Annotated in this window: 13 protein-coding genes; all 13 read right to left on the reverse strand. The window is 67.9% G+C overall.

Going from position 1 to position 26,787, the window contains the following annotated elements; all coding sequences use genetic code 11:
• Positions 1–14 precede the first annotated feature (14 nt).
• Positions 15–1,160, reverse strand: coding sequence for a GNAT family N-acetyltransferase (locus OG251_RS34655; protein ID WP_326680807.1), 1,146 nt, complete (start codon positions 1,158–1,160; stop codon positions 15–17).
• A complete protein-coding gene (panD, locus tag OG251_RS34660) occupies positions 1,157–1,576 on the reverse strand; it encodes an aspartate 1-decarboxylase (protein WP_326680808.1) in 420 nt (139 codons plus the stop codon). The genes OG251_RS34655 and panD overlap by 4 nt, the downstream gene beginning before the upstream one ends.
• Positions 1,577–1,652: 76 nt before the next feature.
• Positions 1,653–3,017, reverse strand: a complete 1,365-nt coding sequence (locus tag OG251_RS34665; protein WP_326680809.1) for a DUF6002 family protein — start codon at positions 3,015–3,017, stop codon at positions 1,653–1,655.
• A 91-nt stretch (positions 3,018–3,108) separates the two neighbouring features.
• A complete protein-coding gene (locus OG251_RS34670; RefSeq protein ID WP_326680810.1) occupies positions 3,109–4,203 on the reverse strand; it encodes a branched-chain amino acid aminotransferase in 1,095 nt (364 codons plus the stop codon).
• Positions 4,204–4,230: 27 nt separating this feature from the next.
• Positions 4,231–4,605: a nuclear transport factor 2 family protein gene (locus OG251_RS34675; RefSeq protein ID WP_326680811.1), complete on the reverse strand. Its 375-nt coding sequence runs from the start codon at positions 4,603–4,605 to the stop codon at positions 4,231–4,233.
• Positions 4,606–4,634: 29 nt separating this feature from the next.
• Positions 4,635–7,604: a non-ribosomal peptide synthetase gene (locus OG251_RS34680; protein WP_326680812.1), complete on the reverse strand. Its 2,970-nt coding sequence runs from the start codon at positions 7,602–7,604 to the stop codon at positions 4,635–4,637.
• A 77-nt stretch (positions 7,605–7,681) separates the two neighbouring features.
• The gene (locus tag OG251_RS34685; RefSeq protein WP_326680813.1) at positions 7,682–8,974 is read right to left on the reverse strand and encodes a glutamate synthase-related protein; all 1,293 of its coding nucleotides are present in this window, start codon (positions 8,972–8,974) and stop codon (positions 7,682–7,684) included.
• Positions 8,971–9,987, reverse strand: a complete 1,017-nt coding sequence (locus OG251_RS34690) for an asparagine synthetase A (RefSeq protein WP_326680814.1) — start codon at positions 9,985–9,987, stop codon at positions 8,971–8,973. Before OG251_RS34690 ends, OG251_RS34685 begins: the two co-directional genes overlap by 4 nt.
• Positions 9,984–11,348: a methylaspartate mutase gene (locus OG251_RS34695; RefSeq protein ID WP_326680815.1), complete on the reverse strand. Its 1,365-nt coding sequence runs from the start codon at positions 11,346–11,348 to the stop codon at positions 9,984–9,986. Before OG251_RS34695 ends, OG251_RS34690 begins: the two co-directional genes overlap by 4 nt.
• Positions 11,345–11,800, reverse strand: a complete 456-nt coding sequence (locus OG251_RS34700) for a cobalamin B12-binding domain-containing protein (protein ID WP_326680816.1) — start codon at positions 11,798–11,800, stop codon at positions 11,345–11,347. The genes OG251_RS34695 and OG251_RS34700 overlap by 4 nt, the downstream gene beginning before the upstream one ends.
• A gap of 31 nt (positions 11,801–11,831) precedes the next feature.
• Positions 11,832–12,992 carry a crotonyl-CoA carboxylase/reductase gene (gene ccrA, locus OG251_RS34705; protein ID WP_406486736.1) on the reverse strand — a complete coding sequence of 387 codons (1,161 nt, stop codon included), beginning with the start codon at positions 12,990–12,992 and terminating at the stop codon, positions 11,832–11,834.
• Between the two features lie 118 nt (positions 12,993–13,110).
• Complete coding sequence (locus tag OG251_RS34710; protein WP_326680818.1) at positions 13,111–20,046, reverse strand: non-ribosomal peptide synthetase/type I polyketide synthase; 6,936 nt, start codon at positions 20,044–20,046, stop codon at positions 13,111–13,113.
• Positions 20,046–26,498, reverse strand: a complete 6,453-nt coding sequence (locus tag OG251_RS34715; RefSeq protein ID WP_326681522.1) for a non-ribosomal peptide synthetase — start codon at positions 26,496–26,498, stop codon at positions 20,046–20,048. The genes OG251_RS34710 and OG251_RS34715 overlap by 1 nt, the downstream gene beginning before the upstream one ends.
• Positions 26,499–26,787 lie beyond the last annotated feature (289 nt).

Genomic DNA, 26,787 nt, shown 5'->3' on the forward strand with positions numbered 1-26,787 from the left:
TCCTGGTGCAATCGTCAGGGAAGGTTCGGGTGGACGGCGGGCGGCTGCCGCGCGGTGTCCGGGAGGCCGGCGAGGAAGTCGTCGAAATGGACGAGGCGCTGCCCCCGCACCCCGGGACAATTCCAGCGCAGGTCGAGCCGGGGCGGACGGTCCTCGTCGTGGAAGTAGACCGCCTCGAAGCCCTGCTGCTGCCCGAACGCGAGGACGGGGTTGGCGGCCAGGAAGTCGCGGACCGACGGGCTGTCCCGGCGGACCCGCAGCATCAGCCTCTTGCCGCTGAAGTGGTTGCCGGGCAGGGCCACTTCCGGGTGCATCTTCCGTTTGAACTGGAAGATCCCCTTGCTCAGGAACGGCTCGCACCCCGACAGGTCCACACGGGTGAGGCCGTGCTCGGCCGCCCACTGCAGGATCAGCACGTACATCGCCAAGTAGGTGCCGGATGCGTACGCCTGATCATCGCCCCGGGCCACACCGGCCAGGCGGACGACCAGCGTCCGCCCTTCGAGCCGGCACAGCATCCCCGCCACTCGGCGGCCGGACTCGCACAGGAAGAAGAGCACCCCGCGTCGGAAGAGACACAGCAGCGCGCTGTCCCGGTCCTCCGAACGGGCGGCATCACCGTGCCTGTTCACCATGGTCGGCCGGTGCATGCCGTCGTAGAAGAACGCGAAATCGTCCTCGCCGGCGGCCACTTCGAGCGTGCGGTGGTGGGAGCGCAGTTCGCGCGCGTGCTGCTGCCGCGCCTTGCGGGAGAGCCTGCCGAGCACGTCCTGCGGGTCGGGCCCGACCGGCACGGCCAGAGTGACCCGGAACGGCAGCAGCAGGCTGTGCCGCGGCAGCCGGGCCGGGACGCGGTCGCGCAGCATCCCGACCGCGAGGATGTCGGCACCGGGGGCGGCCCGACCGTGCAACAGGTCGGCCCACGTCGTTCCCCGCCGGGTGTGATGCGACGCCGTACCGCGCCGCTGCTCCAGGAAGGGCAGCACGTGCGTCAGGCCCTGGGGCAGACCGCCGTACGCCAGCACCGGGCCCGGCCCGTGCGACCGGGACAGCGTGACCCGGGGCCGCGCGGCGAGGACGGCGTCGGCCAGGGTGTGCGCCCGTACGACGCGAGGGTCGGCGCTGTTGTGCCAGACGTACCGCCAGGTCGGTGGGATCACCCCGCATCCACCGTGTCCCCGGCGATCAGACCGGAGCCGTCGGGAGCGGACGCGAGAGCGGCGTCGCGGCCCACGACACGGTTGTGCTCGTCCACGAACACCACGCTGGGCACGAGCTCGGCCGCGTCCTCGTCGGGCACCGTCGCGTAGGCGATGACGATGACGAGGTCACCGTTGTGGACGAGGCGGGCCGCCGCACCGTTGACCCCGATGACGCCACTGCCGCGCGGCCCCTCGATCACATAGGTCTCTAGCCGGTTGCCGTTGTTGATGTCCACCAGGTGGACCAGCTCGCCGGGGAGCAGATCGGCGGCGTCCATCAGATCGGCGTCGACGGTGAGTGAGCCGACGTAGTTCAGATCGCACTGGGTGACCGTGGCGCGGTGGATCTTGGATTTGAGCATCGTACGGAACATGGCTGTCCCCTCTCGGGTCGGTGGGGCGGTCGGACCTGGGCCAAGGGAGGTCCCGCTATTCCTGGTGGAGCAGCCCCTAGGCGTGCGCGGCCGCGAGCACGACCTTGGCCAGGTCGTCCGCGGCGGACACCCGCGTGAGGTGTTCGTCCCGCAGCGGGGCGAGCAGTTCGTCGCTGTAGTAGCCGGAGGCGTGCACCACCACGTCGGTGTCCGCCGCGATCAGGCCGCGTTCACGGGCCACGAGCACCCCGGTGATCGCCTTGACCAGCGACCACTCACGGATCAGGGACGGGTCGGCGGCGATCGTGATGCCGGCGTCGACGGCGAGCGAGCGCACCTCCTCGAACTTGTCGAGGCACTCCCGGCGGGACACCACGACACCGCCGCCCCCGTGCCGGGCGACTATCTCGTTGACCTGTGTCCGGGTCGGCGGCTCCTTGGTGTAGAAGGTGGCGTCGATCACCTCCTGCGGGTGGTCCGTGACCGCGGGAAACTCTGCCGCCGTGGACTGCCGCCAGAGCCCGGACTCCTCGTCGTGGGTGTACTCGGGAACCTTCATGCCGAGCAGGCTGGTCACCATGTCAGCCGTGGCGAGCTGCTGGACCAGGAAGAACCCGGGGTGCCGGGCGGGCGACGGCAGGCCGGTCGCGCCATCGCCGAGCAGCTGGTGCCCGAGGTGGTAGCCGAGCAGACCGAAGGCGCTGGAGACGGCGTGGGCGTGGAGCCGTGGCGCCGACTGCTCGGTCACGGGCAGCAGTTCGGCCTCCACGAAGGCACGTACCGCGTCCGCGATGCGGTAGTTGTCGAGGTCCAGTGTGTACCAGATCCGGAAGCCGGTGGTGTCGAAGATCTCCGCGGCGGACCGCTCGACGACCTCACTGCTGAGCAGCTTCACATCGCCCGGCCGATCGACATCGGCGACCACCACGGGATTCGCGATCCGCAGCGACGGCTCGGCGGTCAGCGGGCAGTCACGCAGCTTGGACCGTGACGCCTCGGGGGCGAGCATGACGATCCGCAGCTCGTCCGGCGTGGCCAGGCCGGTCTCGTAGGCGCGGGCCACCGCGTCGCGCAGCGCCGTCCCCTTGTTGCCGGACGTCGGCGTGACCAGGAGCACCCGCTCGCCGGTGCGGCGGATGTGCGCCGCCGCGCGGGCGATCATCAGCAGCGACGCGACCGTCTTCGTCGTCCGCGCACCCGGATTGCGCATCAGATCGAGCAGGTACAGCTGCGGCCGGACCTGGGTCAGGCCGACATCCGTGACCTCGGTGAACCTGGTGAACGCGGCTGGTTTCGCGTCCATCTCCAGAGGTATCAGCGGCGGTGGGGCGGTACGTGCGGCAGCAGTCTTGCGCGCGGCTGCCCGGATCTGCTGGAAGTACCGGTCGAGTACGTTGCGCACGACCTGGCCGTTGACGGCCGCCTGGCCCACAGCGGGCATGGAGGATCCACTCCTTCGGGAAGCTATTGGATTCGCGACGATGAGGTCGTCCACGTCGTCGATGGGCACCGAGCCCTGCCGCACGGGCGGCTCAGTGCGCGGCGCGGCCCGGGCCGGCCGGAGAGTGCAGCCAGCCGTCCGGATCCGGGGCCAGCCCATGGTGCAGATCGGTCAGAGCCGTGCGCAGCGCCAGCGTGACCGGGCCCGGCTTGCCGTCCCCGATGCTCCAGGTGCTGCCGCGGTCCACGACGGTGCTGATCGGGGTGATCACGGCGGCCGTTCCGCAGGCGAACGCCTCGGACATCAGGCCCTCGTCGCACTCGGTGCGCCACTGGTCCAGGGAGACGCGCTCCTCCACCGCGGCGTAGCCGAGGCGTTCGGCCAGGGTGAGGATCGTGGTGCGCGTGACACCGGGCAGCAGGGTGCCGGTCAGTTTCGGGGTGACTACCTGCGCCTGCGCCCCCTGGCCACGGACCAGGAAGAGGTTCATGCCGCCCATCTCCTCCAGGTAGCGCCGCTCGGCGGCGTCCAGCCAGAGGACCTGCTGGCAGCCCGCCGCTTCCGCCTGCCGCTGGGCCAGGAACGAGGGGGCGTAGTTGGCGGCCACCTTGACGTCACCGGTGCCGCCGGGGAAGGCGCGGCTGTACTCATGGCTCGCGAAGACCGAGACCGACTCGACGTCGTCACCGAAGAAGCCCCCGGCGACGAACGCCATGACCAGGAACCGGTACGTCCGCGACGGACGCAGCATGAGCGATGTGTCGGTCCCGAACATGATCGGCCGTACGTAGATGCTGTGGGCGGGATCGTCGGACAGGCTGCCCTCGTCGGCGTTGATCAGCTGGTCGATGGCCGCCACGAACGTCTCGACGGGCAGCTCGGGCATGGCGAGCCGCCGGCAGGAACGCTGGAAGCGCGCGGCATGGTCGTAGGGACGCCAGACACCCATCGAACCGTCGGCGCGCCGGTGTGCCTTAAGCCCCTCGTAGGCGACCTGACCGTAGTGCAGGCCGATCATCCCGGGGTGGACGGACAGGTTCTGCAACGGAGTCATCCGGCCCTCGGACCAGCCCTCGCCCTCGGTCCACTCCATGCTGATCAGGTGTTCGGTGAACGATTCGCCATGGCCGGGGTGCCGCACCACACGGCTGGAGGAGGCGATGCTCGGTTCGGATACGGCGGACATGCGGGCGGCTCCTTCGGAAGGGTGGTCTCAGACGAGAGGGGCGAAGAAATAGGTGTCGCGGCTGGAGAAGAGGCCGTCGGGACGCACGGTGAAGCTGTCCGCGAAGCGCAGATGCACCGGGGTGCCGTCGTGCAGCTCGCCCTGGAACTCGCCGAACGCACCGACGGTGTGACCGTCCGTGAGCAGCGTGGTCAGAGCGTGCCGGCCGGCGCGGATCGTCCGGTCCCGGCCGTAGAAGCCGCGCAGCCCCTCGGGTCCGACCATGAGGTCGTAGCCGGGCCGCCGATAGGCGGCGTCGGGGGCGAACAGAGCAGCCAGGCCGTGCACGTCTGCGCTGTCGACCAGGTCGTAGAAGCGGCGGACCGTGCGGATCGCGAGCTGTCGGTCGGGGGCGGTGGTCACTGTCGTACCTCCTCGATGCGGACGGGTAGTCATGAGTCGCCTCGGCGGCGGGCGGTCAGCGCGGGTCCGGCGGGGCGAGCCGATGCGAGCCGGCCGGCGAGGACGGCGACCGTGGGAGCTTCGAAGACCGCCTTGATGGACAGCTCCGCCCCGAGAGCCGAGCGGATCCGGTTGATCAGCTTGGTGACGTGCAGGGAGTGACCGCCCAGGTCGAAGAAGCTGTCGTCGATGCCGACGCGGTCGATTCCGAGGACCTCGGCGAACAGGTCGCACAGGGCGGCTTCCTGCCCGGTGCGCGGTTCACGGCCGGCTTCGCGCGGAGCGACGACGGGAAGCGGCAGGGCGCGCCGATCGAGCTTGCCGGTCGCCGTCATGGGGAGCGCGTCCACCGGGACCACCGCGGACGGCACCAGGTGGTGGGGCAGCCGTTCGGCCAGGAACGCACGGACCGCCACCGGATCCACACCACTGCCGGCCCCGGCCACGACGTATGCCACCAGACGTTTGTCGCCGGGCACGTCCTCCCGTACGACAACTGCGGTGCGCACCAGCCCCGGGTAGTCGGCCAGCGCCGACTGCACCTCGCCGGGTTCGACCCGGAAGCCGCGGATCTTCACCTGGCCGTCGGCACGACCCAGGTACTCCATGACCCCGTCGGCCCGCCAGCGCACCAGATCACCGGTGCGGTACATGCGGTCGCCGGGCCCGCCGAAGGGGCAGGCGACGAACCGTTCGGACGTCAGGTCCGGCCGGCCGAGATACCCGTGAGCGAGCCCCACCCCGGACATGTAGAGCTCACCCACGGTCCCCGGAGCCGACAGAGCGAGGCTGTCGTCCAGCACGTACAGGCGTTTGCCGTGCAGGGGCCGCCCGACCGGGATGGAGGCCCGGGCCCCGTCCCCGGCGGCGATCCGGTGGGCCAGGGTGAAGATCGTCGACTCGACCGGCGAGTAGCCGTTGATCAGTCGGATCTGCGGGAACTCCCGCACCAGCCGCATCACATGGTGCACCGACGCGGCCTCCCCGCCGGTCATCACCTGCCGCAGGCCGGTGAAGGTCTCCGGGTGCTCGTCCAGCAGGAAGTTCAGCAGGCTCGCCGACACATGCAAAGTGGTGATGCCGTGCTCGCGCACGAGGGAGGCGATCACCGCAGGTTCGGGGCGCGGCCCCGGCTGGAGCACACACACGCCGCCGGAGAACAAGGCACCGAACAGTTCGAGCGCGAAGGCGTCCCAGGACACGGGCGAACACTGAAGCCACACCTGGGAGGGCTCCATGGCCGCGAAGTCCTGGCCCATCATCGTGCCGACGATCGCGCGGTGCGCAGTGACCACGCCCTTCGGCACGCCCGTCGAGCCCGACGTGAACATCACACAGGCGGCGTCCTGCGGACCGGCACGGTGCCCGAGCCCGTGGGCCGGCCGACGGGCGATCGCCTCCGCTTCGGCGTCGAGACGCACCAGCAGGCCGGGACGCACGGACAGCCGCCCGGCGAGCTGCGTCCCGGTCACCACGGCCCGGGCGCAGGCATGGGCGAGCAAGGCCTCCACACGAGCGACCGGCAGGCCGGGGTCGAGCATCGTGTACGTTCCGCCGGCCTTGAGCACGGCCAGCACGGCGACCACCAGCTCGATTTCGCGCTCCAGATACACCCCGACGACATCGCCGCGCTGCAACCCGGCGGCGACGAGGTGGTGGGCCAGCCGGCCGGCCCGCACGTCCAGCTCGCGATACGACAGCCGCTCCCGCTCGAAGACCAGGGCGTCGGCGTCCGGCCGCTCCGCCGCCCGCCGCTCGAACAGCTCATGCACCAGCCGGTCCGCCGGCTGCCGTGCCGGCGAGCCGTTCCAGTCGACCAGCAAGGTCCGGCGCTCGGCGTCCGACACCACCTCCAACTGGCTCAACGGCTGATCCGCGCCGGCGAGTGCCGCCTCCACGAAACGGACCAGACGATTCGTCAGGGCGACGATCGACGATCGGTCGAACAGCTCGACGGAGTACCTCACGCAGACATCGACGCCGGCTGCGGACCCGTCCGAGCAGTGTCCCTCGGAGAGCTCCATGACGAGATCGACGGCGGCGAGGTTCAGGTCGAACACGCGTGCCTCGGCGGTCAGGCCGGCGAACTCGGCGTGCCTCGTGATGAGTTCGCCGGGGGCCAGCAGCACCTGGAAGAACGGGTGGCGGGACGGGAGGCGAGCAGGTGCCAGTTCCTCCACGAGGCGCTCGAAGGGCACGTCCTGGTGGGCGTCGGCCTTGAGGGCGGTCTTGCGGACCCGCGCGACGAGTTCACGGAACGAGGGGTCCCCGGACACATCGGTACGCAGCACAACGGTGTTGACCACTCCGGCCGCTCCTCGTTCGGGAGCGGGGGTGGTGCCCAGGGAAATGTCCGTGCCCACGCCCAGCCGGGACACCAGGCCCGCCATGGCTGCCTGGAGCACCAGGAACACCGGCACCTGATGCTCCTGCGCGAAAGCGATGAGTCGTTCGTGCGGTCCGGCCTCGATCCGTGCCGCATGGACCGCGGCGTGCAGCGACGGCGACGCAGGGCGCGGCCGGTCGGTGGGCAGGGCCGACTCCTCGGGCAGATCGGCCAGGACACGCCGCCAGTGGGCGAGTTGCCGCGACAGCTCGCTCCGCCCGTCGGACACCGGAGCCTCACGACGCAGGTGCACATCAGGCGTGCCGCCCTGACACCGCGCGGTGTAGGCCGTGGCCAGATCGCCGAGCCACTGGCCGAGTGACCCGCGCACACCGTTCGGGTGCTGTGTCACCAACAGCACCACATGGTCCTCGGCGCTCACCGAGAACAGCTGAGCGTGCACGGACGCCTCGCCCGCTCGTACGCAGTCGCGCACGGCCGCTGCCAGTGCGTCGTGAAGGTCCTCTTCGGAGCAGTGGGACACCGCCCGGGGGAGTCGCCATTCCGGTAAGAGGTCGGTGACCGCATCCCGCAGGGCGTCGACGTTCAACGGTCCCCGCAGCCTGATGCTCAACGGGACGGTGCCCTGTGGGCGGGGACCCTCCGGAAGGTCGTGAAGCCAGAGCCGGGCCTGATCGAAAGCTGGTGGAGTCATCTGGGAATTCCCAAGGGGTAGTCGGTCAACTGGTCGCGGGAGCCGCCGTGGGCGGGCACGGGCCACAGGTCCTCTGGCCCCAGAGAACCGGGGGTGTACTTTCCCAACGCGTGGATCAGCAGCCGGAGTTCTAAAGCCAGACAGGACACCAGACGGGACAGTCCCGCCGCCGGATCCTCATCCACGGCCACGAGCGCCGCGCGCCCGAGTCCGACCGCAGTGGCACCCAGCGCCAGGCACTTGACGGCTCGGCCGCCCTCCCACATCCGGCCGGAGGCGAGCAGGCACGCATCACGGTTCCCGATCCGGGCCAGACCTTCGCCCAGCGGCAGTCCGACCTGGCCGATCGTGGCGAGCGGGACCCAGCCGGTGCCGCCCTCCGCGCCGTCGAGGACGACGGCGTCCGCGCCGGCTTCCCAGGCGGTGGCCGCGGCGTGCGCGATGTCCCGCCCCGGATGCAGCTTCACCCACACCTTCACCCGGGGGAAGTTGTTGCGCATCAGCCGGATCTGCTGGCGCAGGATCTCCTCCGTGAAGGTCCCCGCACTGGCGGAACGCAGGACCTCGTCCGAGCCCCGGCCGAAGATCTCGTCCATCGCGAACTGCTTGTCCACCTGCGCGACGGCCGAGCGGTTCAGCAAGGCCATCCCGCCGAGGCCGGGCTTGGCTCCCTGACCGACCTTGAGCTCGAACGCCAGCCGCCCGCTGTCCAGCAGCGGCTGGGCGGACGGGTCACTGTAGACGAGGTTCCAGACCTCGGCATCGGCGTCCTCGGTGCACTGCTGGATCGCCACCCCGCCGTATCCCTCCGGCAGTTCCTCCTGGTAGGCGGAGAGCCGGCTAAGAACACTGCGACGGCTCTGCTCACCGGCCCTGCCGTAGCCCGTCATGGGCACGATGTTTTCGCCGATGGTCATCGGGATGCCCAGGCGACCGGCTTGCCGGCCGGCGTTCAGCACCTGCTCCGTGCCGGCGGCCCTGGTCGATCCGAAGGCGGACACATAGAGCGGCAGCGTGGAGCGCAGCCCGCCGATCACCGTGTCCAGGTCCACGTCGCCGTGCAGGGGTTCCCGGCCGAGTTCGAGCAGCTTCTCCAGGCGCTGCGGCATGAACACGGGCGGAGTCAGCCGGATGCCGTCCAGGGGATCGCCGGTGCCGGCGGGCACCGGGGCCGAGCCGAAGAGGAGCTGCCCGTAGACCCGCCGGTCGGGGAAGGCAGCCGCCGTGCCCTCGCGAGCGCGTCTTCGGACCGCTTCCTCGCCGAAGCCGTGGGTGTGCAGATCGGTCACGGCGACACCACTCCCGGCAGCTTCGGGAACGCGGACGCCTGCCAGACACTGTCGAGGCCGGCGATGTAACGGGTGAACCGCTCCAGGCCGATCCCGAAACCGGCGCTGGCGGGAATGCCCTCGCGCAGCAGGTCCAGATACCAGCCGTACTTGGCCGGGTTCTCGCCGGTCTCCCGGATGCGGCTGACGATGCGCGTGTAGTCGTACTCCCGCTCACTGCCGCTGCACAGCTCGCCGTACCCTTCCGGGGCCAGCAGGTCGAAGTTGCGCAGCACGCCCGGTTCGGTCTTGCTTTCACGGTCGTAGAAGCCACGTGACCCCTTCGGGTAGTCGGTGACGAACACCGGCCGACCCAGGTGGCGGGACAGCAGCGCCTCACCCGACCATTCGATCTCGGTGCCCGTGCTCTGCACATGACCCAGTTCCCGGAGCTGCTCCAAGGCCTGAGCATGAGTCATGGTCGGAAAGGTCTGTGACACCAGCGATTCGAAGGCCGAGGGATCACGGCCCAGTGTCTTCAGCTCCGCCGGCAGATCGGCGATCACCCGCCGCACGATCTGCCGGACCAACTGCTCCAGAACACCGGTGATCTCCTCGCGCGAGGCACCGGCCATCTCGACGTCGATCTGATGGAACTCGGCCAGGTGGCGGCTGGTGCTGGTGGTCTCCAGTGGCTCCAGGCGGACATTGGGCGCGATGCAGAAGATCTTGTCGTAGGTCAGCAGGGAGGCCTGCTTGTAGAGAATTGCACTGGTCATCAGCTTGTACCGGTGGCCGTAGAAATCCACGTCCACCTGTTTCGAACCACGGGTCCCGGGGTCGGTCACCGGGCCGATGATCGGCGGCAGCATCTCCACGAACCCGGCCGCGGTGAGGTGCTCACGGGCCGCGACCAGCATGTGCCGCTGGATGGCCAGCACGGCCCTGGTGATGTCCGAGGTGAGGTGCTGCCGGACCCGACTGGGGGACGGCAGCGGCTGCCCGAGCAGCGCGGACTGCGGAACATGCGTCATGAGACGGATTCCTTCTCGTGTCGGGTTCGAATGACTCGGGAGAACGTCGCGCCGGCCAGTGCGAGCTGGTCGTAGGTGCGCTCGACGAAGGAGAGGGAGCGAAGCAGGTCGGCGGACGAGAGCCGGACCCGGCTGTGGACCGTTCGGCGGACCGGCATCGAGCCGACGTCGCACCAGTGCAGCCGTCCCTCGCCGTCCAAGTAGCTCCGCGTGCGCCCGGCGTTGTCCGGATGCAGGCAGTACGGAACGTCCAGCAACCCCGTCGCGAACGCCTGGACCAGTGCCCCGCCGACGGAGGGGGCGAGAGCGAGAACGGCATCGATGATCGTCCGCGCCTCGTCGAGGATGCCGGTGCTCTCCCTGCCGGACGCCGTGTGCCTGACCGGTTCACGCGCGGCAGCTTGCGCGGCGAGCTCCAGGGCCGCGACGTTCTCCGCGATGTTCGGGATCCGATGTGCCTCGGCGGAGGTCTTGACGATGAGCCGGGCTGCTCCGGTCCGCACCGCCAGACGGGCGGCGTCCTCCAGGAGCAGCGCGGCCCCGGCCGGCGTACGCGGAAACACCCCCATGTACGCATAGAGAACGATGTGCCAGTCCATGGTGCCCAGCAGCTCGTCGGCGATCGTGGCCAGAGCGGCGATCGCCTCTTCGTCCTGCGCGGCACTCGTCTGCTGCGCATAGCTCAGCGAGACGCTGCGCAGCCCGTGCTGCTTGAAGAAGAGCGCCTCCAGCACCGCCAGAGCGACCAGCAGACCGGGCGGGCACAACTGGCCCATCATGCAGCCGCCGAACGTCTCCAAGTGCGGCTCGGCGCCGGTCTCCTGGAGACGCGCGAACATCTCGCAGCAGCGAGCCCAGTCCGCCACGGACCGCTCCAACGGGTTGCGGCTGTACGGCAGACAGTAGGAGACCGGGCCGCCCTCGGTGGCGGCCAGTCCCGCGGCCGTCAAGGCCTCGAAGATCGCGTAGGGAGATGGTGAACCGTGCCGGACCTGGATGGGAAAGTCCGGACCGGCGATCCCATCGATGACGGCGAGCGTGGTCGCGGTGCCGTGGGCCACGATGGGGTAGCCGTTGAGCGCCACGCCCTCGGCCAGCGCGCGACGAGCGAACTCGTGGGAGTCCAGACGGGTATAGCTGTCCAGCGTGATCGTGCCCACCGTGACCGCCTCGGCCTGCCGGGTGGCCCGCAGCCCCGAGCGCATCAGCCGCGGGTCACTCATTCCCATCCGAGGCTGGACCACCAGATGACCGGCGCGCTGAGCGGCGTCGACGAACGCCCCGAAGGACCTGGCCGACGGCCCGGTGCCGGGCCGGTCGCCGAGATGCGGCACGAGCCGTGCGTGCTTGCCCCCGCTCATCGCGTCACCCCGGACGGCAGCGACTGGACGAAGTCACGGAAGCTGACGATCCCGGCGCCCTCCTCGAAGACTGCGTCGAATCCGGCCTCGCTCAACTCCCGGACACCGCGCCCATGTTCTCCACCCGCGATGCCGAGCTTGCCCCCTATGACCATGGGGGTGGCGTGCAGTTCGGGGCAGCTGCGCAGCAGTCTCACCACGCGCTTGCCATCGACGAAGCCGTGCCCGTTGACCGTGGAGACCACGATCAGATCGGGACGCCGGGCACGACATTCGTCGACCACCAGCTGGTCGGGCACACAGGCACCGAGGTTGGTCACCCGGTGCCCCAGCTCTTCGAGGAGGAGCTGCAGGTAGACCAGATTCCAGGTGTGAGCGTCCGAAGGCACGCTGCTGACCACGACGTCCAGGCCCGCGGTGTCGGGTGGATGCGCGTAGAACTGCAATTCCACAGTCGTTTCCCGTCGAACGGCTTGACCTGAACTAATTGCTTGCACCGACCAGTGCGGCGACATTGCCCGGTGCTTGTACACCTTCCATGAGGTGCTGATGGGCCTGGCCGATCTGGTCGAAGGTGTAGGTATGGCCGAGATGAGGAGGAAGAAGGCCCATGTCGACCAGACGTGTTACGGCCTGGCATTCTCGTGGATTGGCGAAATGAGAGCCCTGGAGCCGCTTCTGCCGCATCCAGAGATATCTGAGGTCGACGTCGACATTGAAGCCGGACGTGGCACCGCAGATCACGATCATCCCACCCGGGGCGCACACGAAAACCGACGTCGGTATGGTGTCGCTGCCAGGATGTTCGAACACTATCTTGGGAGACGCCTTTTCGCCAAGAATATTCCAGATCTCCCGCCCGAAGGCCCGCAGGTCCGCCGCCCACCGATTGTGTTCCTCGGTACCGGCCGGCGGCACGCGGCCCCAATGCTGGTATACGGTCCGGTCGATGACTCCCACGGCGCCCAACTCCAGGCAGTATTTGGCCTTCTCTGGAGACGACACCACCGCGATGGGTCTTCCTCCCATCTGGAGCGTCAAGGAGATGGCCATCGAGCCGAGTCCGCCGGACCCGCCCCAGATGAGAACCGTGTCCCCGGGCTGCACCGTGTTGGGCGGCCAGCCGTTGAGCTGCCGGTACGCAGTAGCACCGGTGAGGAGGTACCCCGCAGCCTCCGCCCAGTCGAGCCTGCTGGGCTTGGGCAGGCACTGGAACTCTGCCACCAGTGTGAACTGGGCGAACGAGCCCCAGTTCAGCTCGTACCCCCATACCTGCTGCGACGCCGCGAGCATGGGATCGACGCCCAGCCGGACGTCGGGGTCGTCCTCGTCCCACCGGCAGCCGGAGAGTACGACCTCGTCGCCCACCTTGACTCGTCGTACGCCGGATCCGACTTTCCAGACGATGCCGGAGCCCTCCGAACCGCCGATGTGAAACGGCTCGTTGCTTCCTTGCTTCTGGCGCATCGCGACGACGTCGACGGGCTTGCCCTTGGCGGCCCAGACATTATTGAAGTTGATTCCGGCGGCCATGACCGCTACCAGAACGAATCCCGGCGGAACCTCGGGGGTGTCGACGACTTCCGTCCGGAATGCCGTTTCAGGATCGCCGTACCGCTCGGGACGAATCACCGACGCGTACATGGAGCGGGGGACGGCCCCGAGTGGGGGCAGATCCCCCACCTCGTACAGAGTGCTGGTGTTCGAGGAGTTCAACGCAATCTCCTGTTTTCGAATGGTGAAAGTTCAGAACGACAGGCCGCTAATTCCGGATCTCCGCCATGTGCCGCACGATGTCGTCGGCTATCAGGCCAATGCTCGGGAGCCGCATGATCGAGTAGTGGTCTCCCGCCAGGTCCGATACTTCGATCGAGTCGACGAAGGGGCTCCAGACGGCTTCCAGGGAATTCATCCACTGGTTGTCGAGGGCGGTGTACAGCCGAAGATTGCAGTCCACGGGGCGTGGCACGAACGAGGCCATCGCCTGGATCTGGAATTTCCTGATCCTGAGGTGGGATTCCACCGCGTCGTGCCCCAGCAGCAGGATGTCGTCGCTCACCCCGGCTGCTCGCATCACGTCCATGGCGTCCGGCCTGATCCCGTTCGGCTCGTCAACGCTCCGCAGGCTGTCGATGTCCGCGAGCAGAGCGTCGATGGCTTCGGCATCCTCGGTGGTCCGTTTCCGTACCTGCTCCGAAGGGAGCACGGAGTCGATCACGGCAAGCATGCCGACCTCCAGGTTCGACGCCCTGGCCTGCCTCGCCATCTCCATCGCCACGAGCCCACCGAACGACCAACCCGCCAGGCAGTAGGGCCCTTCGGGGTCGAGCTCACAAACGGCCGCCAAGTACCGCGCGGCCTGCTCGGTGATGTCCCTCTCCACGGCGGTCCCGTCCGCCGGCACGTCGATCCCGAGCACGTTCACCTGCCCGTCGAGCTGATGGGCCAGATGAGCGTAGGCACTCGTGCCGCCACCGATCTCGTGCACGCAGAACAACGTCGGACGGCCGGGCACATGGAGGTTCAGACGCACAATCTCCGGAGCGGACGGATCCGGTACCGACAGGGCCCGGACGCTCTTCCCGGGCGACCGCAGTACAGCACCGAGACCTGCGACCGTCGGAGTCTTCAGGATGTCCTTGGGCAGCAGCCGAAAGCCCCTTGCGCGGGCATCGACCACGACCCGGGTGGCGAGCAGGGAGTGTCCGCCGAGGTCGAAGAAGTTGTCGTGGACACCGACCCGGTCGACGCCGAGCACCTGGGCCCAGATGCCGGCGATGGCCGCTTCGGTTTCGTCGCGCGGCGCCACGTAGGCGGCGGCGAGCTCGGGACGGTCGGCGTCGGGGGCGGGCAGCGCCCGGCGGTCCACCTTGCCGTTGGGCGTGAGCGGCAGCTCGCTCAGGACCATGAAGGCCCCGGGCACGATGAAGTCGGGCAGGCCGTCGGCACACCAGCGGCGCAACGCCGACGCCCCCGGCCGCGCACCGGGTCGCGGCACCACGTAGGCGGTCAGGCGCTTGTCCCCCGGAGAGTCCTCCCGGACGTCGACCACCGCGGATGCCACGTCCTGGTGCGCCACCAACCGGGCTTCGATCTCACCCAGTTCGATGCGGATGCCCCGCATCTTCACCTGGGTGTCGATCCGGCCGAGGAACTCCAGGTCGCCGCTGGGCAGCCATCGGACCAGGTCACCGGTGCGATACACCCGACGGGTCGTTCCGCCGATCTCCATCTCGACGAACTTCTCGGCCGTGAGCTCCGGCCGGTTCAGGTAGCCCCGCCCCACACCTACTCCACCCACCAGCAGTTCCCCGGGCACACCGACCGGCACCAGCCTGTCGGCCTGGTCCACCACGAACAGCTCGGTGTTGGCGACGGGACGACCGATCGGCACACCGGCATCCGCAGACGTGATGACCGCCGTAGTCGCCGTGACCGTGGTCTCCGTCGGACCGTAGGCATTGACGAGCGGAACCGAGAACCGCTGGAACCACTCGGACACGAGCGCCGCAGAGAGCGCCTCGCCCCCGAGAACCAGCCGCCGCAGCGAAGCGGCCTTCGCAGGATCGAGATGGGGGAGCATCTGCTCCCACACCGCCGGAGGCAGATTCGCAGCAGAGATGCCCCGGCGCGTGATGATCTCGGCGAGTTCCTCCGGCGTCCACTCCACAGCCCGGAGAACCAGCTGCCCGCCCGCCAGCAGCGTGGTGAACACGTTCTCCGTACCCACGTCGAACGTCATCGAGGCGAACTGAAGAAACGCGTCGCCCTGCCCGAGCCCGTAGTGCCGCCGCATGTCCCAGACCCGGGCACCGAGTGATCGGTGCTGGATCATGACGCCCTTGGGGGTGCCGGTGGAGCCGGAGGTGTAGATGACGTAGGCGAGGTGGTCCGGGGTGGTGTGGTGGTCCGGGTTGGTGTCGGGGAAGTTGGCGATCGTGTCGGTGTCGGTGTCGATGCAGACCGTCTTGGTGTTGTTGTGGGGTAGTTGGTTGTGGAGGTTGCTTTGGGTGAGGAGGACGGGGGCGGCGGTGTCGGTCAGCATGAACGTGAGTCGTTCGGCCGGGTATTGGGGGTCGAGTGGGACGTAGGCGCCGCCGGCCTTCAGGACGGCGAGCAGTGACACGATCATGTCGGGGCTGCGTTCGAGGCATATGGCGACGAGGGTGTCCGGGCCGACGCCGAGGGTGCGTAGGTGGTGGGCGAGTTGGTTGGCTTTGGCGTTGAGCTGGGCGTAGGTGAGTTCCTGGTTGCCGAAGATCACGGCCGGGGCGTCGGGCCGTTGGGCTGCCTGTGCTTCGACGAGTTCGTGAATGCAACGGTCGCGGGGGAAGTCCGCTGCTGTGTCGTTCCATTCGACGATCAGCTGGTGCTTCTCTGTGTCGGAGAGCATGTCCAGGTCGTTGAGCGACGCCGTCGGATCGGCGACCACCGAGGTCAGCAGGTTTTCGAAGTGTCCGGCCAGTCGCTTCATGGTCGGTGCGTCGAAGAGGTCGGTGCTGTAGAGGAGCAGGCCCTTCAGTCCTTCGCTTGTCTCCTGGATGGAGAGGGTCAGGTCGAACTGGGCGACTCGTGATGCGTTGGGGTAGGTGTCGATGTCCAGGTCGGTGAACTGCCAGGTTTCGTCGCTGGCGTTCTGGAGGATGAACATGACTTGGAAGAGGGGGGTGCGGGAGAGGTCGCGTTCGGGGGCGAGTTCTTCGACGAGGCGTTCGAAGGGGAGGTCTTGGTGGTCGTAGGCGGCGAGGGTGGTGTCTTTGATCTGGGCCAGGAGGTCTTTGAAGGTGGGGTTGGCGCGGAGGTCGGCGCGGATGACGAGGGTGTTGACGAAGAAGCCGATGAGGCCTTCGATCTCGGCGCGGTTGCGGCCTGCGATCGGGGTGCCGATGGCGATGTCGTCGCGGCGGGCGTAGGTGCCGAGCAGGATGTTGAACGCGGTCAGCAGCACCATGTACAGGGAGGTGCCGGTGTCGGCGGCCACGGCGCGCAGACCGGCTGTCAGGTCGCTGGGGAGGTCGAATTCGACCGTGGCGCCTTTGCCGGTGCGTTCGGCCGGTCGGGGGTGGTCGGTGGGCAGTTCCAGCGGTTCCAGTGCGGCGAGCTGGTCGCGCCAGTAGCCGAGCTGGCGTTCCAGGACGTCTCCCTGGAGCCATTGGCGTTGCCAGATCGCGAAGTCGGCGTATTGCAGGGGCAGTTCGGGCAGTTTGGCGTCACGGTGGTGGACCGCTGCGGCGTACAGTTCGCTCAGTTCCCGGGTGAGGACGCCGATCGACCAGCCGTCCGAGACGATGTGATGCATCGCCAGCACCAGGACGTGGTCCTCGTCGGAGACTCGGACCAGGCACACCCGCAGCAGCGCATCCTTGGCGAGATCGAACGGCTTGAGGGCCTCCGCGTCGACCGTCTCGCGCACCTGGACCTCGCGGGCCTCCGAGTCTTGGACACCGGACAGGTCGATTAGGCGTATCCGTACCGGGCCGGGCTCGTCGACCACCTGAACCGGCTCGCCTCCGGCACCGATGACGAACCGCGTGCGCAACACCTCATGCCGCGCCACCAAACCCGAGAACGCTGCCCCCAACGCCTCCACATCCAAGCGCCCCCGCACCCGCAGCATCCCAGGAATGGACAGATCCAGCCCGTCCAGTCCCAGTTGTTCAAGGAACCACAGGCGCTGCTGTGCGAACGACAGCGGCATGCCGTCTTCCGCACGCGGCACCGGCACGAGCGCCGCCCCGTCGGATGTCGCGGCATCGTTGCGGTCGGCGGAGGCTGAGGCCAGCTTCGTCTCGACGAGCTCGGCGAGTGCCGCGACCGTGGGGGCGTGGAAGACCTCCCGGACCGAAACTCGAATGGACAGGTCCTTGCGCAGCCGTGAGGTGAGCTGCGTCGCCAGCAGGGAGTCTCCACCCAGCTTGAAGAAGTCGTGCTGCCTGGCGGGCTGGGAGATGCCGAGCACTTCCTCGAAGACACGTGCCACGGCGGCTTCGGTAGTCGTCCCCGGCTCCTCCAGCAGCACTTCGGGATCGACGTCCGCTACAGCCACCCGCTCGATCTGCACCGGCTCCTCAGCTGTGGGGTCCAGCCGGAACCTGGTGCGCTGGAACGGGTAGGTGGGCAGCGCGATGCGTCGTCTCGCAGCTCCGGAGTGGACTCCGTGCCAGTCGAGGTCGTGGCCGGCGCCCCAGAGGGAGCCCGCCGAGCCGAGAATGTGCTCAAGATCGGAGACCGGCGCCGAGGGGTGGGGCAAGCTTGAGACGACGAGGTGGTCCTTCCTGAGATCCGGATGCCTGCGGACCAGCGTGGTCATGCTGCGTCCTGGCCCCACTTCGAGGATCGTTTTGTTGTCGGCATCGAGCAGTGTCGAGACGACGTCACCGAACCGCACGGTGCTGCGCATGTGGTTCACCCAGTACTGCGGGGTGGTCAGCCGATCCGGGTCCATCAGACGGCCGTCGCTGTCGGAGACGAACGGGACGACCGGTCGGCCGAACTCGACGGACGCCAAGTAGTCGGCGAATCGCCCGGTGATCGAGTCCACCAGCGAGGAGTGACCGGCGCCCGGGATGTGCAGCCGGCGAACGTCGACTCCGTCCTTCTCCAACCGTGCGGCCAGTTCCACGACCGCCGTCATCGGTCCGGACACCACACACTGGTCGGGTCCGTTCACTGCTCCGAGCGAGACTCCGTCCGTCAGGAGCCCGGACACTTCGGACTCCGGCAGAGAGACCGCGAGCATTCCTCCACTCGGCAGCGTTTCGAGCAGTCGACTGCGGCAGGTCACGACCGCCGCCGCGTCGGCCAGGGTGAAGACCCCGGCCACACATGCTGCCGCGTAGCTTCCGAGGCTCTGACCGGCGACCACGTCCGGCGTGATCCCCCATGACTCCCACAGCCGGTACAGGGCCATCTCGACACTGAAGATCGCCGCGTGCGCGACCGGCAACTCCGCGAAGTCCGTCCCCGCCGACGAGGATGCCTCGCCGAAGAGGACATCGGGCAGCGAGACATCGAGATGGGGAGCGAACGCCGCCGCGCATGAGTCGAAGGACGCCCTGAAGGCCTCCTCATGGAGGTAGAGCTCCCGGGCCATGCCCAGCTTCTGGCCCCCATGACCGGGAAAGACCATGGCGACCGAACGATCGGTCCCCCTGACAGGCTCGACCGGGGCGGAATCGGTGTCGGCCAGCCGCGCCACGAGATCGTGCCCGGTCGAGGCGACGAAGGCCTGCCGGTACGGATGGCCCTGACGGCCCATCTGGGTGGTCCAGGCCACGTCCGCGAGGTCCGTGGCGGGGTGCTTCTTGAGGTGCTCGGCGAGCCGACTGCGTGCGTCGGACAGGGCCGGACGCGACTTGGCCGAGATCACCACCAGCTGGGACGGCTTCTCCGCCGTCGTGCGGGGGACCGGCGGCGCCTCTTCAAGCAGCACGTGGGCGTTGGTGCCGCCGACGCCGATGGCGTTGACCGCTGCCCGGCGAGGAGCACCGTGGGACTCCCACTCGCGCAGTGCCGCGTTCACCCGGAACGGAGAGTTCTCGAAGTCGATCTCCGGATTGGGCGTCTCGAAGTTCAGGCTCGGCGGTATCAGCCGGTGGCGCAGTGCCAGGATCGTCTTGATCAGGCCGGCGACCCCGGCGGCTGCATCGGAATGGCCGATGTTGGTCTTGAGCGAACCGATCCAGATCGGACCCCGCGGTCGATCGGCGACCAGCCCCGGCCCGTACGCCGCGGTGAGCGCGGCGACCTCGATCGGATCACCCAATCGCGTGCCCGTGCCGTGGGTCTCGACATAGGAAACGGTGTCCGGACCGATCTCCGCGATCTTCAACGCGGTCCGCATCACCTCGGCCTGCCCCGACACGCTCGGCGCCGTGAATCCGATCTTGTCGTGACCGTCGTTGTTCACCGCGGTGCCTATCAGCACGGCGTGAATCGTGTTCCCGTCCGCTACCGCGTCCTCCAGGCGCTTCAGGACCACGATGCCCACCGCGTCGCCGCCCACCGAACCGCTGGCGGCAGCGTCGAACGCCCGGCAGTGTCCATCGCCGGACATCGCCCCGTCCTCGGTGTACTCGGCTACGGGCGTCGGTATGTGGACACTGGCCCCGCCGGCCAGCGCCATGTCGCAGTCACCCGCCAGCAGCGCCTGTGCGGCCTGGTGGACGGCCACCAGCGACGTGGAGCAGGCGGTCTGCACGGTGACGGCGGGACCCCGGAGGCCGAGCTGATAGGCGACGCGCGTGGTCAGAAAGGCGATGCCGGTGCCGAATCCGAGCATCATCTCGCTCGGATTCCCCAGCCGGTCCCGCACGGCACGCAGCGACTCCAGGTGGCCCGTCTGGCTGCCGCCCGCGTAGACGCCGATGGGCCCGGGGAAACGTGCCGGGTCCTCTCCCGCGCATTCGAGAGCCTCGACCGCGCATTCCATGAAGAGGCGATGCTGCGGATCGATGATCAGGGATTCTCTTGGCGCGTAGCCGAAGTAGTCCGAGTCGAAGCAGTCGGGATCGCCGAGCTCGGCGAACGCGGGACGGTGCGACACGTCGCCCGAAACCCGTACAGGTTTGACCGACTCCGTACCCTGAGCCAGGTTCTGCCAGAACCCGTCCAGGTCCTCCGCCTCCGGGAAGCGGCCCGCCATCCCGATGACGGCGATATGCGAAGGGTTCACCTCGAAGGTGTCGCCGTCGGTCATCAGCTGTCTCCCCTCGAAGAGCTGCGGCGGCGCCTCTGACTCAGCCTCGTCCTGCCGCTCTGCCGGGACCGCGCGAGCGCCGTGCCGTCCACCGGCGCCGTGTCGCGGTCGGACAGATACCGGGTCAGGGCGCGTACCGAGGTGTGCTGGAACAAGGCGACGATGGGAATCGACACGTCCAGTCGCGTGGCGAGGTGACCGCGTACCTGTGTCAGCAGCAGGGAGTGTCCGCCGAGGTCGAAGAAGTTGTCGTGAACGCCGACCTGGTCGACGCCCAGCACTTCGGCCCAGATGCCGGCGACGGCGGCCTCGATCTCGTCGCGCGGCGCCACGTACTGGGCGGCGAGGTCGGGCCGGTCGCTCTCGGGGGCGGGCAGGGCCCGGCGGTTCACCTTGCCGTTGGGCGCGAGCGGCAGGGCGTCCAGGACCACGAACGCGGCGGGCACCATGTAGTCGGGCAGGCTGTCGCCACACCAGCGCCGCATCCCCGTGGTGTCCAACGTGGCGCCCTGGTACGGCACCACATAGGCGACGAGCCGCTTGTCCCCGACGGAGTCCTCACGTACGACCGCCACGGCCGACGCCACGTCCTGGTGCGCCACCAACCGTGACTCGACCTCACCCAGCTCGATGCGGATGCCCCGCATCTTCACCTGGGTGTCGATCCGGCCGAGGAACTCCAGGTCACCGCTGGGCAGCCATCGGACCAGGTCACCGGTGCGATACACCCGGCGAGTCGTTCCGCCGATCTCCACCTCGACGAACTTCTCGGCCGTGAGCTCCGGCCGGTTCAGGTAGCCCCGCCCCACACTGGACCCACTCACCAGCAGTTCCCCGGGCACGCCGACCGGCACCAGCCTGTCGGCCTGGTCCACCACGAACACCTCGGTGTTCGCGACAGGACGGCCGATCGGCACGGAGCCCGACACGGCTCCCCTTCCATCGAACGTGATCACGCACACGGTCGCCTCTGACGGGCCGTAACCGTTGATCAGCCGCGGGCACCGCTGCCACGCCTGCCAGGACTCCGGATTGGACGCTTCACCGCCGACGATCAGCACGTCCAACTGCTCCAGGAAGCTCGTGTCCGCTCGCTCAAGAACCGAAGGAGGAAGCGTGATCGTGTTGATTCCGTAGGCTCGGATGGTGTTCTCCAGCTCACCTCCGGGCATCAGCTGCGGACGAGAGGCGAGCACCACCGCTCCGCCGACCCCGAGAATCGAGAAGATCTCGAAGGTCGAGGCATCGAATGCGAGCGACGCGAACTGAAGAATCCGGCTGCCGGTATGGAGTCGGTATTCCCTCCCCAGCGCACCGGCCATGTTCACCATCCCGGAGTGCTGGATCATGACGCCCTTGGGGGTGCCGGTGGAGCCGGAGGTGTAGATGACGTAGGCGAGGTGGTCCGGGGTGGTGTGGTGGTCCGGGTTGGTGTCGGGGAAGTTGGCGATCGTGTCGGTGTCGGTGTCGATGCAGACCGTCTTGGTGTTGTTGTGGGGTAGTTGGTTGTGGAGGTTGCTTTGGGTGAGGAGGACGGGGGCGGCGGTGTCGGTCAGCATGAACGTGAGTCGTTCGGCCGGGTATTGGGGGTCGAGTGGGACGTAGGCGCCGCCGGCCTTCAGGACGGCGAGCAGTGACACGATCATGTCGGGGCTGCGTTCGAGGCATATGGCGACGAGGGTGTCCGGGCCGACGCCGAGGGTGCGTAGGTGGTGGGCGAGTTGGTTGGCTTTGGCGTTGAGCTGGGCGTAGGTGAGTTCCTGGTTGCCGAAGATCACGGCCGGGGCGTCGGGCCGTTGGGCTGCCTGTGCTTCGACGAGTTCGTGAATGCAACGGTCGCGGGGGAAGTCCGCTGCTGTGTCGTTCCATTCGACGATCAGCTGGTGCTTCTCTGTGTCGGAGAGCATGTCCAGGTCGTTGAGCGACGCCGTCGGATCGGCGACCACCGAGGTCAGCAGGTTTTCGAAGTGTCCGGCCAGTCGCTTCATGGTCGGTGCGTCGAAGAGGTCGGTGCTGTAGAGGAGCAGGCCCTTCAGTCCTTCGCTTGTCTCCTGGATGGAGAGGGTCAGGTCGAACTGGGCGACTCGTGATGCGTTGGGGTAGGTGTCGATGTCCAGGTCGGTGAACTGCCAGGTTTCGTCGCTGGCGTTCTGGAGGATGAACATGACTTGGAAGAGGGGGGTGCGGGAGAGGTCGCGTTCGGGGGCGAGTTCTTCGACGAGGCGTTCGAAGGGGAGGTCTTGGTGGTCGTAGGCGGCGAGGGTGGTGTCTTTGATCTGGGCCAGGAGGTCTTTGAAGGTGGGGTTGGCGCGGAGGTCGGCGCGGATGACGAGGGTGTTGACGAAGAAGCCGATGAGGCCTTCGATCTCGGCGCGGTTGCGGCCTGCGATCGGGGTGCCGATGGCGATGTCGTCGCGGCGGGCGTAGGTGCCGAGCAGGATGTTGAACGCGGTCAGCAGCACCATGTACAGGGAGGTGCCGGTGTCGGCGGCCACGGCGCGCAGACCGGCTGTCAGGTCGCTGGGGAGGTCGAATTCGACCGTGGCGCCTTTGCCGGTGCGTTCGGCCGGTCGGGGGTGGTCGGTGGGCAGTTCCAGCGGTTCCAGTGCGGCGAGCTGGTCGCGCCAGTAGCCGAGCTGGCGTTCCAGGACGTCTCCCTGGAGCCATTGGCGTTGCCAGATCGCGAAGTCGGCGTATTGCAGGGGCAGTTCGGGCAGTTTGGCGTCACGGTGGTGGACCGCTGCGGCGTACAGTTCGCTCAGTTCCCGGGTGAGGACGCCGATCGACCAGCCGTCCGAGACGATGTGATGCATCGCCAGCACCAGGACGTGGTCCTCGTCGGAGACTCGGACCAGGCACACCCGCAGCAGCGCATCCTTGGCGAGATCGAACGGCTTGAGGGCCTCCGCGTCGACCGTCTCGCGCACCTGGACCTCGCGGGCCTCCGAGTCTTGGACACCGGACAGGTCGATTAGGCGTATCCGTACCGGGCCGGGCTCGTCGACCACCTGAACCGGCTCGCCTCCGGCACCGATGACGAACCGCGTGCGCAACACCTCATGCCGCGCCACCAAACCCGAGAACGCCGCCCTCAACGCCTCCACATCCAAGCGCCCCCACACCCGTAACGGGTACGTCAGCCGGTCGATGCCGAGTTCGAGCTGTTCGAGGAACCACAGCCGCTGCTGTGCGAAGGACAAGGGCGACCCGTCCTCGCCGCGCGCGACCGGTACCAGCTTCACGCCATCCGCCGCCGAGCCTGCCCTGCTGATCGCGTCGGCCAGTTGCTCCACGGTGGGGGAGGTGAACAGCTCCCGCACCGGCACTTCCCGACCGAGTTCCTGCCGCAGAAGAGAGACCGTTCGGGTTGCGAGGAGGGAGTGTCCGCCGAGGTCAAAGAAGTTGTCGTGGATGCCGACCCGGTCCACGCCGAGAACCTGGGACCAGATGTCGGCGACGGTGGCTTCGATCCGGTCGCGCGGGGCCACGTACTCCACCGCGAGGTCGCGCCGGTCACTGTCCGGAGCGGGCAGCGATCTGCGGTCCACCTTCCCGTTCGGGGTCGACGGCAGCTTCTCCAGGACCACGAAACCGGCGGGCAGCATGTAGTCGGGCAACCTGTTGGCACACCAGCGCCGCAGCATCGACGTCTCCGGCCGTGCACCCTTGCGCGGGACCACATAGGCGATCAGACGCTTGTCCCCCGGGGAGTCCTCCCGCACGGTGACCACCGCCGACGCCACATCCTCGTGCGCCACCAACTGCGATTCGATCTCACCGAGTTCGATCCGCATCCCACGGACCTTGACCTGGTCGTCGATCCTGCCGAGAAACTCCAGCACACCGCTGGGCAACCACCGGACCAGGTCGCCGGTGCGATACACCTCCCGCGTCGTGCCCGCGACCCGGACCGTCACGAACTTCTCGGCGGTCAGGTACGGGCGGTTCAGATACCCTCGCGCCAGCCCGGTGCCACCCACCAGCAGCTCTCCGGGCACACCGACCGGCACCAGCCCGTCGGCACCGTCCACCACGAAGAGGTCCGTGTTCGGTGCGGGTCCACCGATCGGCATGGACGCCGCACTCGGGCTGTCCGGGGACACCCGGAGCAGCGTCGTGTCTCCCCAGTTCTCCGTCGGACCATAGGTGTGCAGCAAGTACTCGGGTGCGTGCGCACCATGAATCAGTGAGTCGGCTTCGGCCCGGGTGACTTTCTCACCGCAGTACTTCGTGTACCGCACGGTCTCGAAGACGTCCGGGCAGGCCGTCACATGATGATTGAACAGCGACGCCGTCATCATCATCGCCGTCACGCCACGCTCGCGTACGACATTCCGGAGCTGGAAGGGGTTGCGGATCTCGTTAGGCAGAAGTATCGCGAGCCTGGCCCCCGCGACCAGCGCACTCCAGATTTCGATGGCACACGAATCCCAGGAGAAGCTCGTCACCTGGGCCACGCAGTCATCAGGCGTGAGCCGCTCCAGCCAGTTGTAGCGCACCTGCCGTACGACGGAGTGGTGCTCGACCATGACGCCCTTGGGGGTGCCGGTCGAGCCGGAGGTGTAGATGACGTAGAAGAGGTCGTCCGAAGTGGCCCGGCGGTCAGGGTCGGTGACCGGGAAGCTGGCGATCGTGTTGATGTCGGTGTCGATGCAGACCGTCTGGGCGTTGTTGTGGGGTAGTTGGTTGTGGAGGTTGCTTTGGGTGAGGAGGACGGGGGCGGCGGTGTCGGTCAGCATGAACGTGAGTCGTTCGGCCGGGTATTGGGGGTCGAGTGGGACGTAGGCGCCGCCGGCCTTCAGGACGGCGAGCAGTGACACGATCATGTCGGGGCTGCGTTCGAGGCATATGGCGACGAGGGTGTCCGGGCCGACGCCGAGGGTGCGTAGGTGGTGGGCGAGTTGGTTGGCTTTGGCGTTGAGCTGGGCGTAGGTGAGTTCCTGGTTGCCGAAGATCACGGCCGGGGCGTCGGGCCGTTGGGCTGCCTGTGCTTCGACGAGTTCGTGAATGCAACGGTCGCGGGGGAAGTCCGCTGCTGTGTCGTTCCATTCGACGATCAGCTGGTGCTTCTCTGTGTCGGAGAGCATGTCCAGGTCGTTGAGCGACGCCGTCGGATCGGCGACCACCGAGGTCAGCAGGTTCTCGAAGTGGCCGGCCAGCCGCTTCATGGTCGGCGCCTCGAACAGGTCCGTGCTGTACATCAGCTGGGCACAGAGACCGTCGCCGGACTCCTGAAGCGACATGACCAGATCGAAGGTCGCCGTGGTCTCGTTCGGCGCCCTGAGCTCCGTGTCCAGGTCGGTGAACTGCCAGGTTTCGTCGCTGGCGTTCTGGAGGATGAACATGACTTGGAAGAGGGGGGTGCGGGAGAGGTCGCGTTCGGGGGCGAGTTCTTCGACGAGGCGTTCGAAGGGGAGGTCTTGGTGGTCGTAGGCGGCGAGGGTGGTGTCTTTGATCTGGGCCAGGAGGTCTTTGAAGGTGGGGTTGGCGCGGAGGTCGGCGCGGATGACGAGGGTGTTGACGAAGAAGCCGATGAGGCCTTCGATCTCGGCGCGGTTGCGGCCTGCGATCGGGGTGCCGATGGCGATGTCGTCGCGGCGGGCGTAGGTGCCGAGCAGGATGTTGAACGCGGTCAGCAGCACCATGTACAGGGAGGTGCCGGTGTCGGCGGCCACGGCGCGCAGACCGGCTGTCAGGTCGCTGGGGAGGTCGAATTCGACCGTGGCGCCTTTGCCGGTGCGTTCGGCCGGTCGGGGGTGGTCGGTGGGCAGTTCCAGCGGTTCCAGTGCGGCGAGCTGGTCGCGCCAGTAGCCGAGCTGGCGTTCCAGGACGTCTCCCTGGAGCCATTGGCGTTGCCAGATCGCGAAGTCGGCGTATTGCAGGGGCAGTTCGGGCAGTTTGGCGTCACGGTGGTGGACCGCTGCGGCGTACAGTTCGCTCAGTTCCCGGGTGAGGACGCCGATCGACCAGCCGTCCGAGACGATGTGATGCATCGCCAGCACCAGGACGTGGTCCTCGTCGGAGACTCGGACCAGGCACACCCGCAGCAGCGCATCCTTGGCGAGATCGAACGGCTTGAGGGCCTCCGCGTCGACCGTCTCGCGCACCTGGACCTCGCGGGCCTCCGAGTCTTGGACACCGGACAGGTCGATTAGGCGTATCCGTACCGGGCCGGGCTCGTCGACCACCTGAACCGGCTCGCCTCCGGCACCGATGACGAACCGCGTGCGCAACACCTCATGCCGCGCCACCAAACCCGAGAACGCCGCCCTCAACGCCTCCACATCCAAGCGTCCCCACACCCGTAACACTCGGGGAACCAGATACTCCTGTTGGTTGAGCCCCAATTGGCTCAGGAACCAGAGCCGTTGCTGTGCGAACGACAGCGGAAACCCGTCCTTTTCGATGTGGGCCGGCTGCCGAGACTCAGCGTTGAAATTATGGGAGGTAATGGCGGCTCAACCCTTCCGAATAGTCCAGGGAATGCCTCGTTCTATGGAAGAGGCCCTGCCGCCAATGCGGCATCTTCAGTGGTTGCTACAGGTCGGCGATGACACGGTCTTCGTTAATGCCGACTTTCGGCAGGCTAGGACGGTCTGGGCTGTCCGGTGTGACGTGTCCACACATGTGGAGAACGCCAAGGGTTCTCCGGACATTAGAAATCAATAACCTGTACAACCGTCGCGCGGCAACAGCTGATCAAGAAACGACGAACGCGGATTCCCCCTTCTCGGCTCTGGG

Source organism: Streptomyces sp. NBC_01237, assembly GCF_035917275.1.
Classification (GTDB): Bacteria; Actinomycetota; Actinomycetes; order Streptomycetales; family Streptomycetaceae; genus Streptomyces.

Excerpts from the sequence above, each read along its gene's own strand:
- OG251_RS34665 (WP_326680809.1), bottom strand. The coding sequence starts at position 3,017 with ATGCCCGCTGTGGGCCAGGCGGCCGTCAACGGCCAGGTCGTGCGCAAC.
- OG251_RS34690 (WP_326680814.1), bottom strand. The coding sequence starts at position 9,987 with ATGACGCATGTTCCGCAGTCCGCGCTGCTCGGGCAGCCGCTGCCGTCC.
- OG251_RS34710 (WP_326680818.1), bottom strand. The coding sequence starts at position 20,046 with ATGACCGACGGCGACACCTTCGAGGTGAACCCTTCGCATATCGCCGTC.
- OG251_RS34670 (WP_326680810.1), bottom strand. The coding sequence starts at position 4,203 with ATGTCCGCCGTATCCGAACCGAGCATCGCCTCCTCCAGCCGTGTGGTG.
- panD (WP_326680808.1), bottom strand. The coding sequence starts at position 1,576 with ATGTTCCGTACGATGCTCAAATCCAAGATCCACCGCGCCACGGTCACC.
- ccrA (WP_406486736.1), bottom strand. The coding sequence starts at position 12,992 with ATGTACGCGTCGGTGATTCGTCCCGAGCGGTACGGCGATCCTGAAACG.
- OG251_RS34695 (WP_326680815.1), bottom strand. The coding sequence starts at position 11,348 with ATGAGCGGGGGCAAGCACGCACGGCTCGTGCCGCATCTCGGCGACCGG.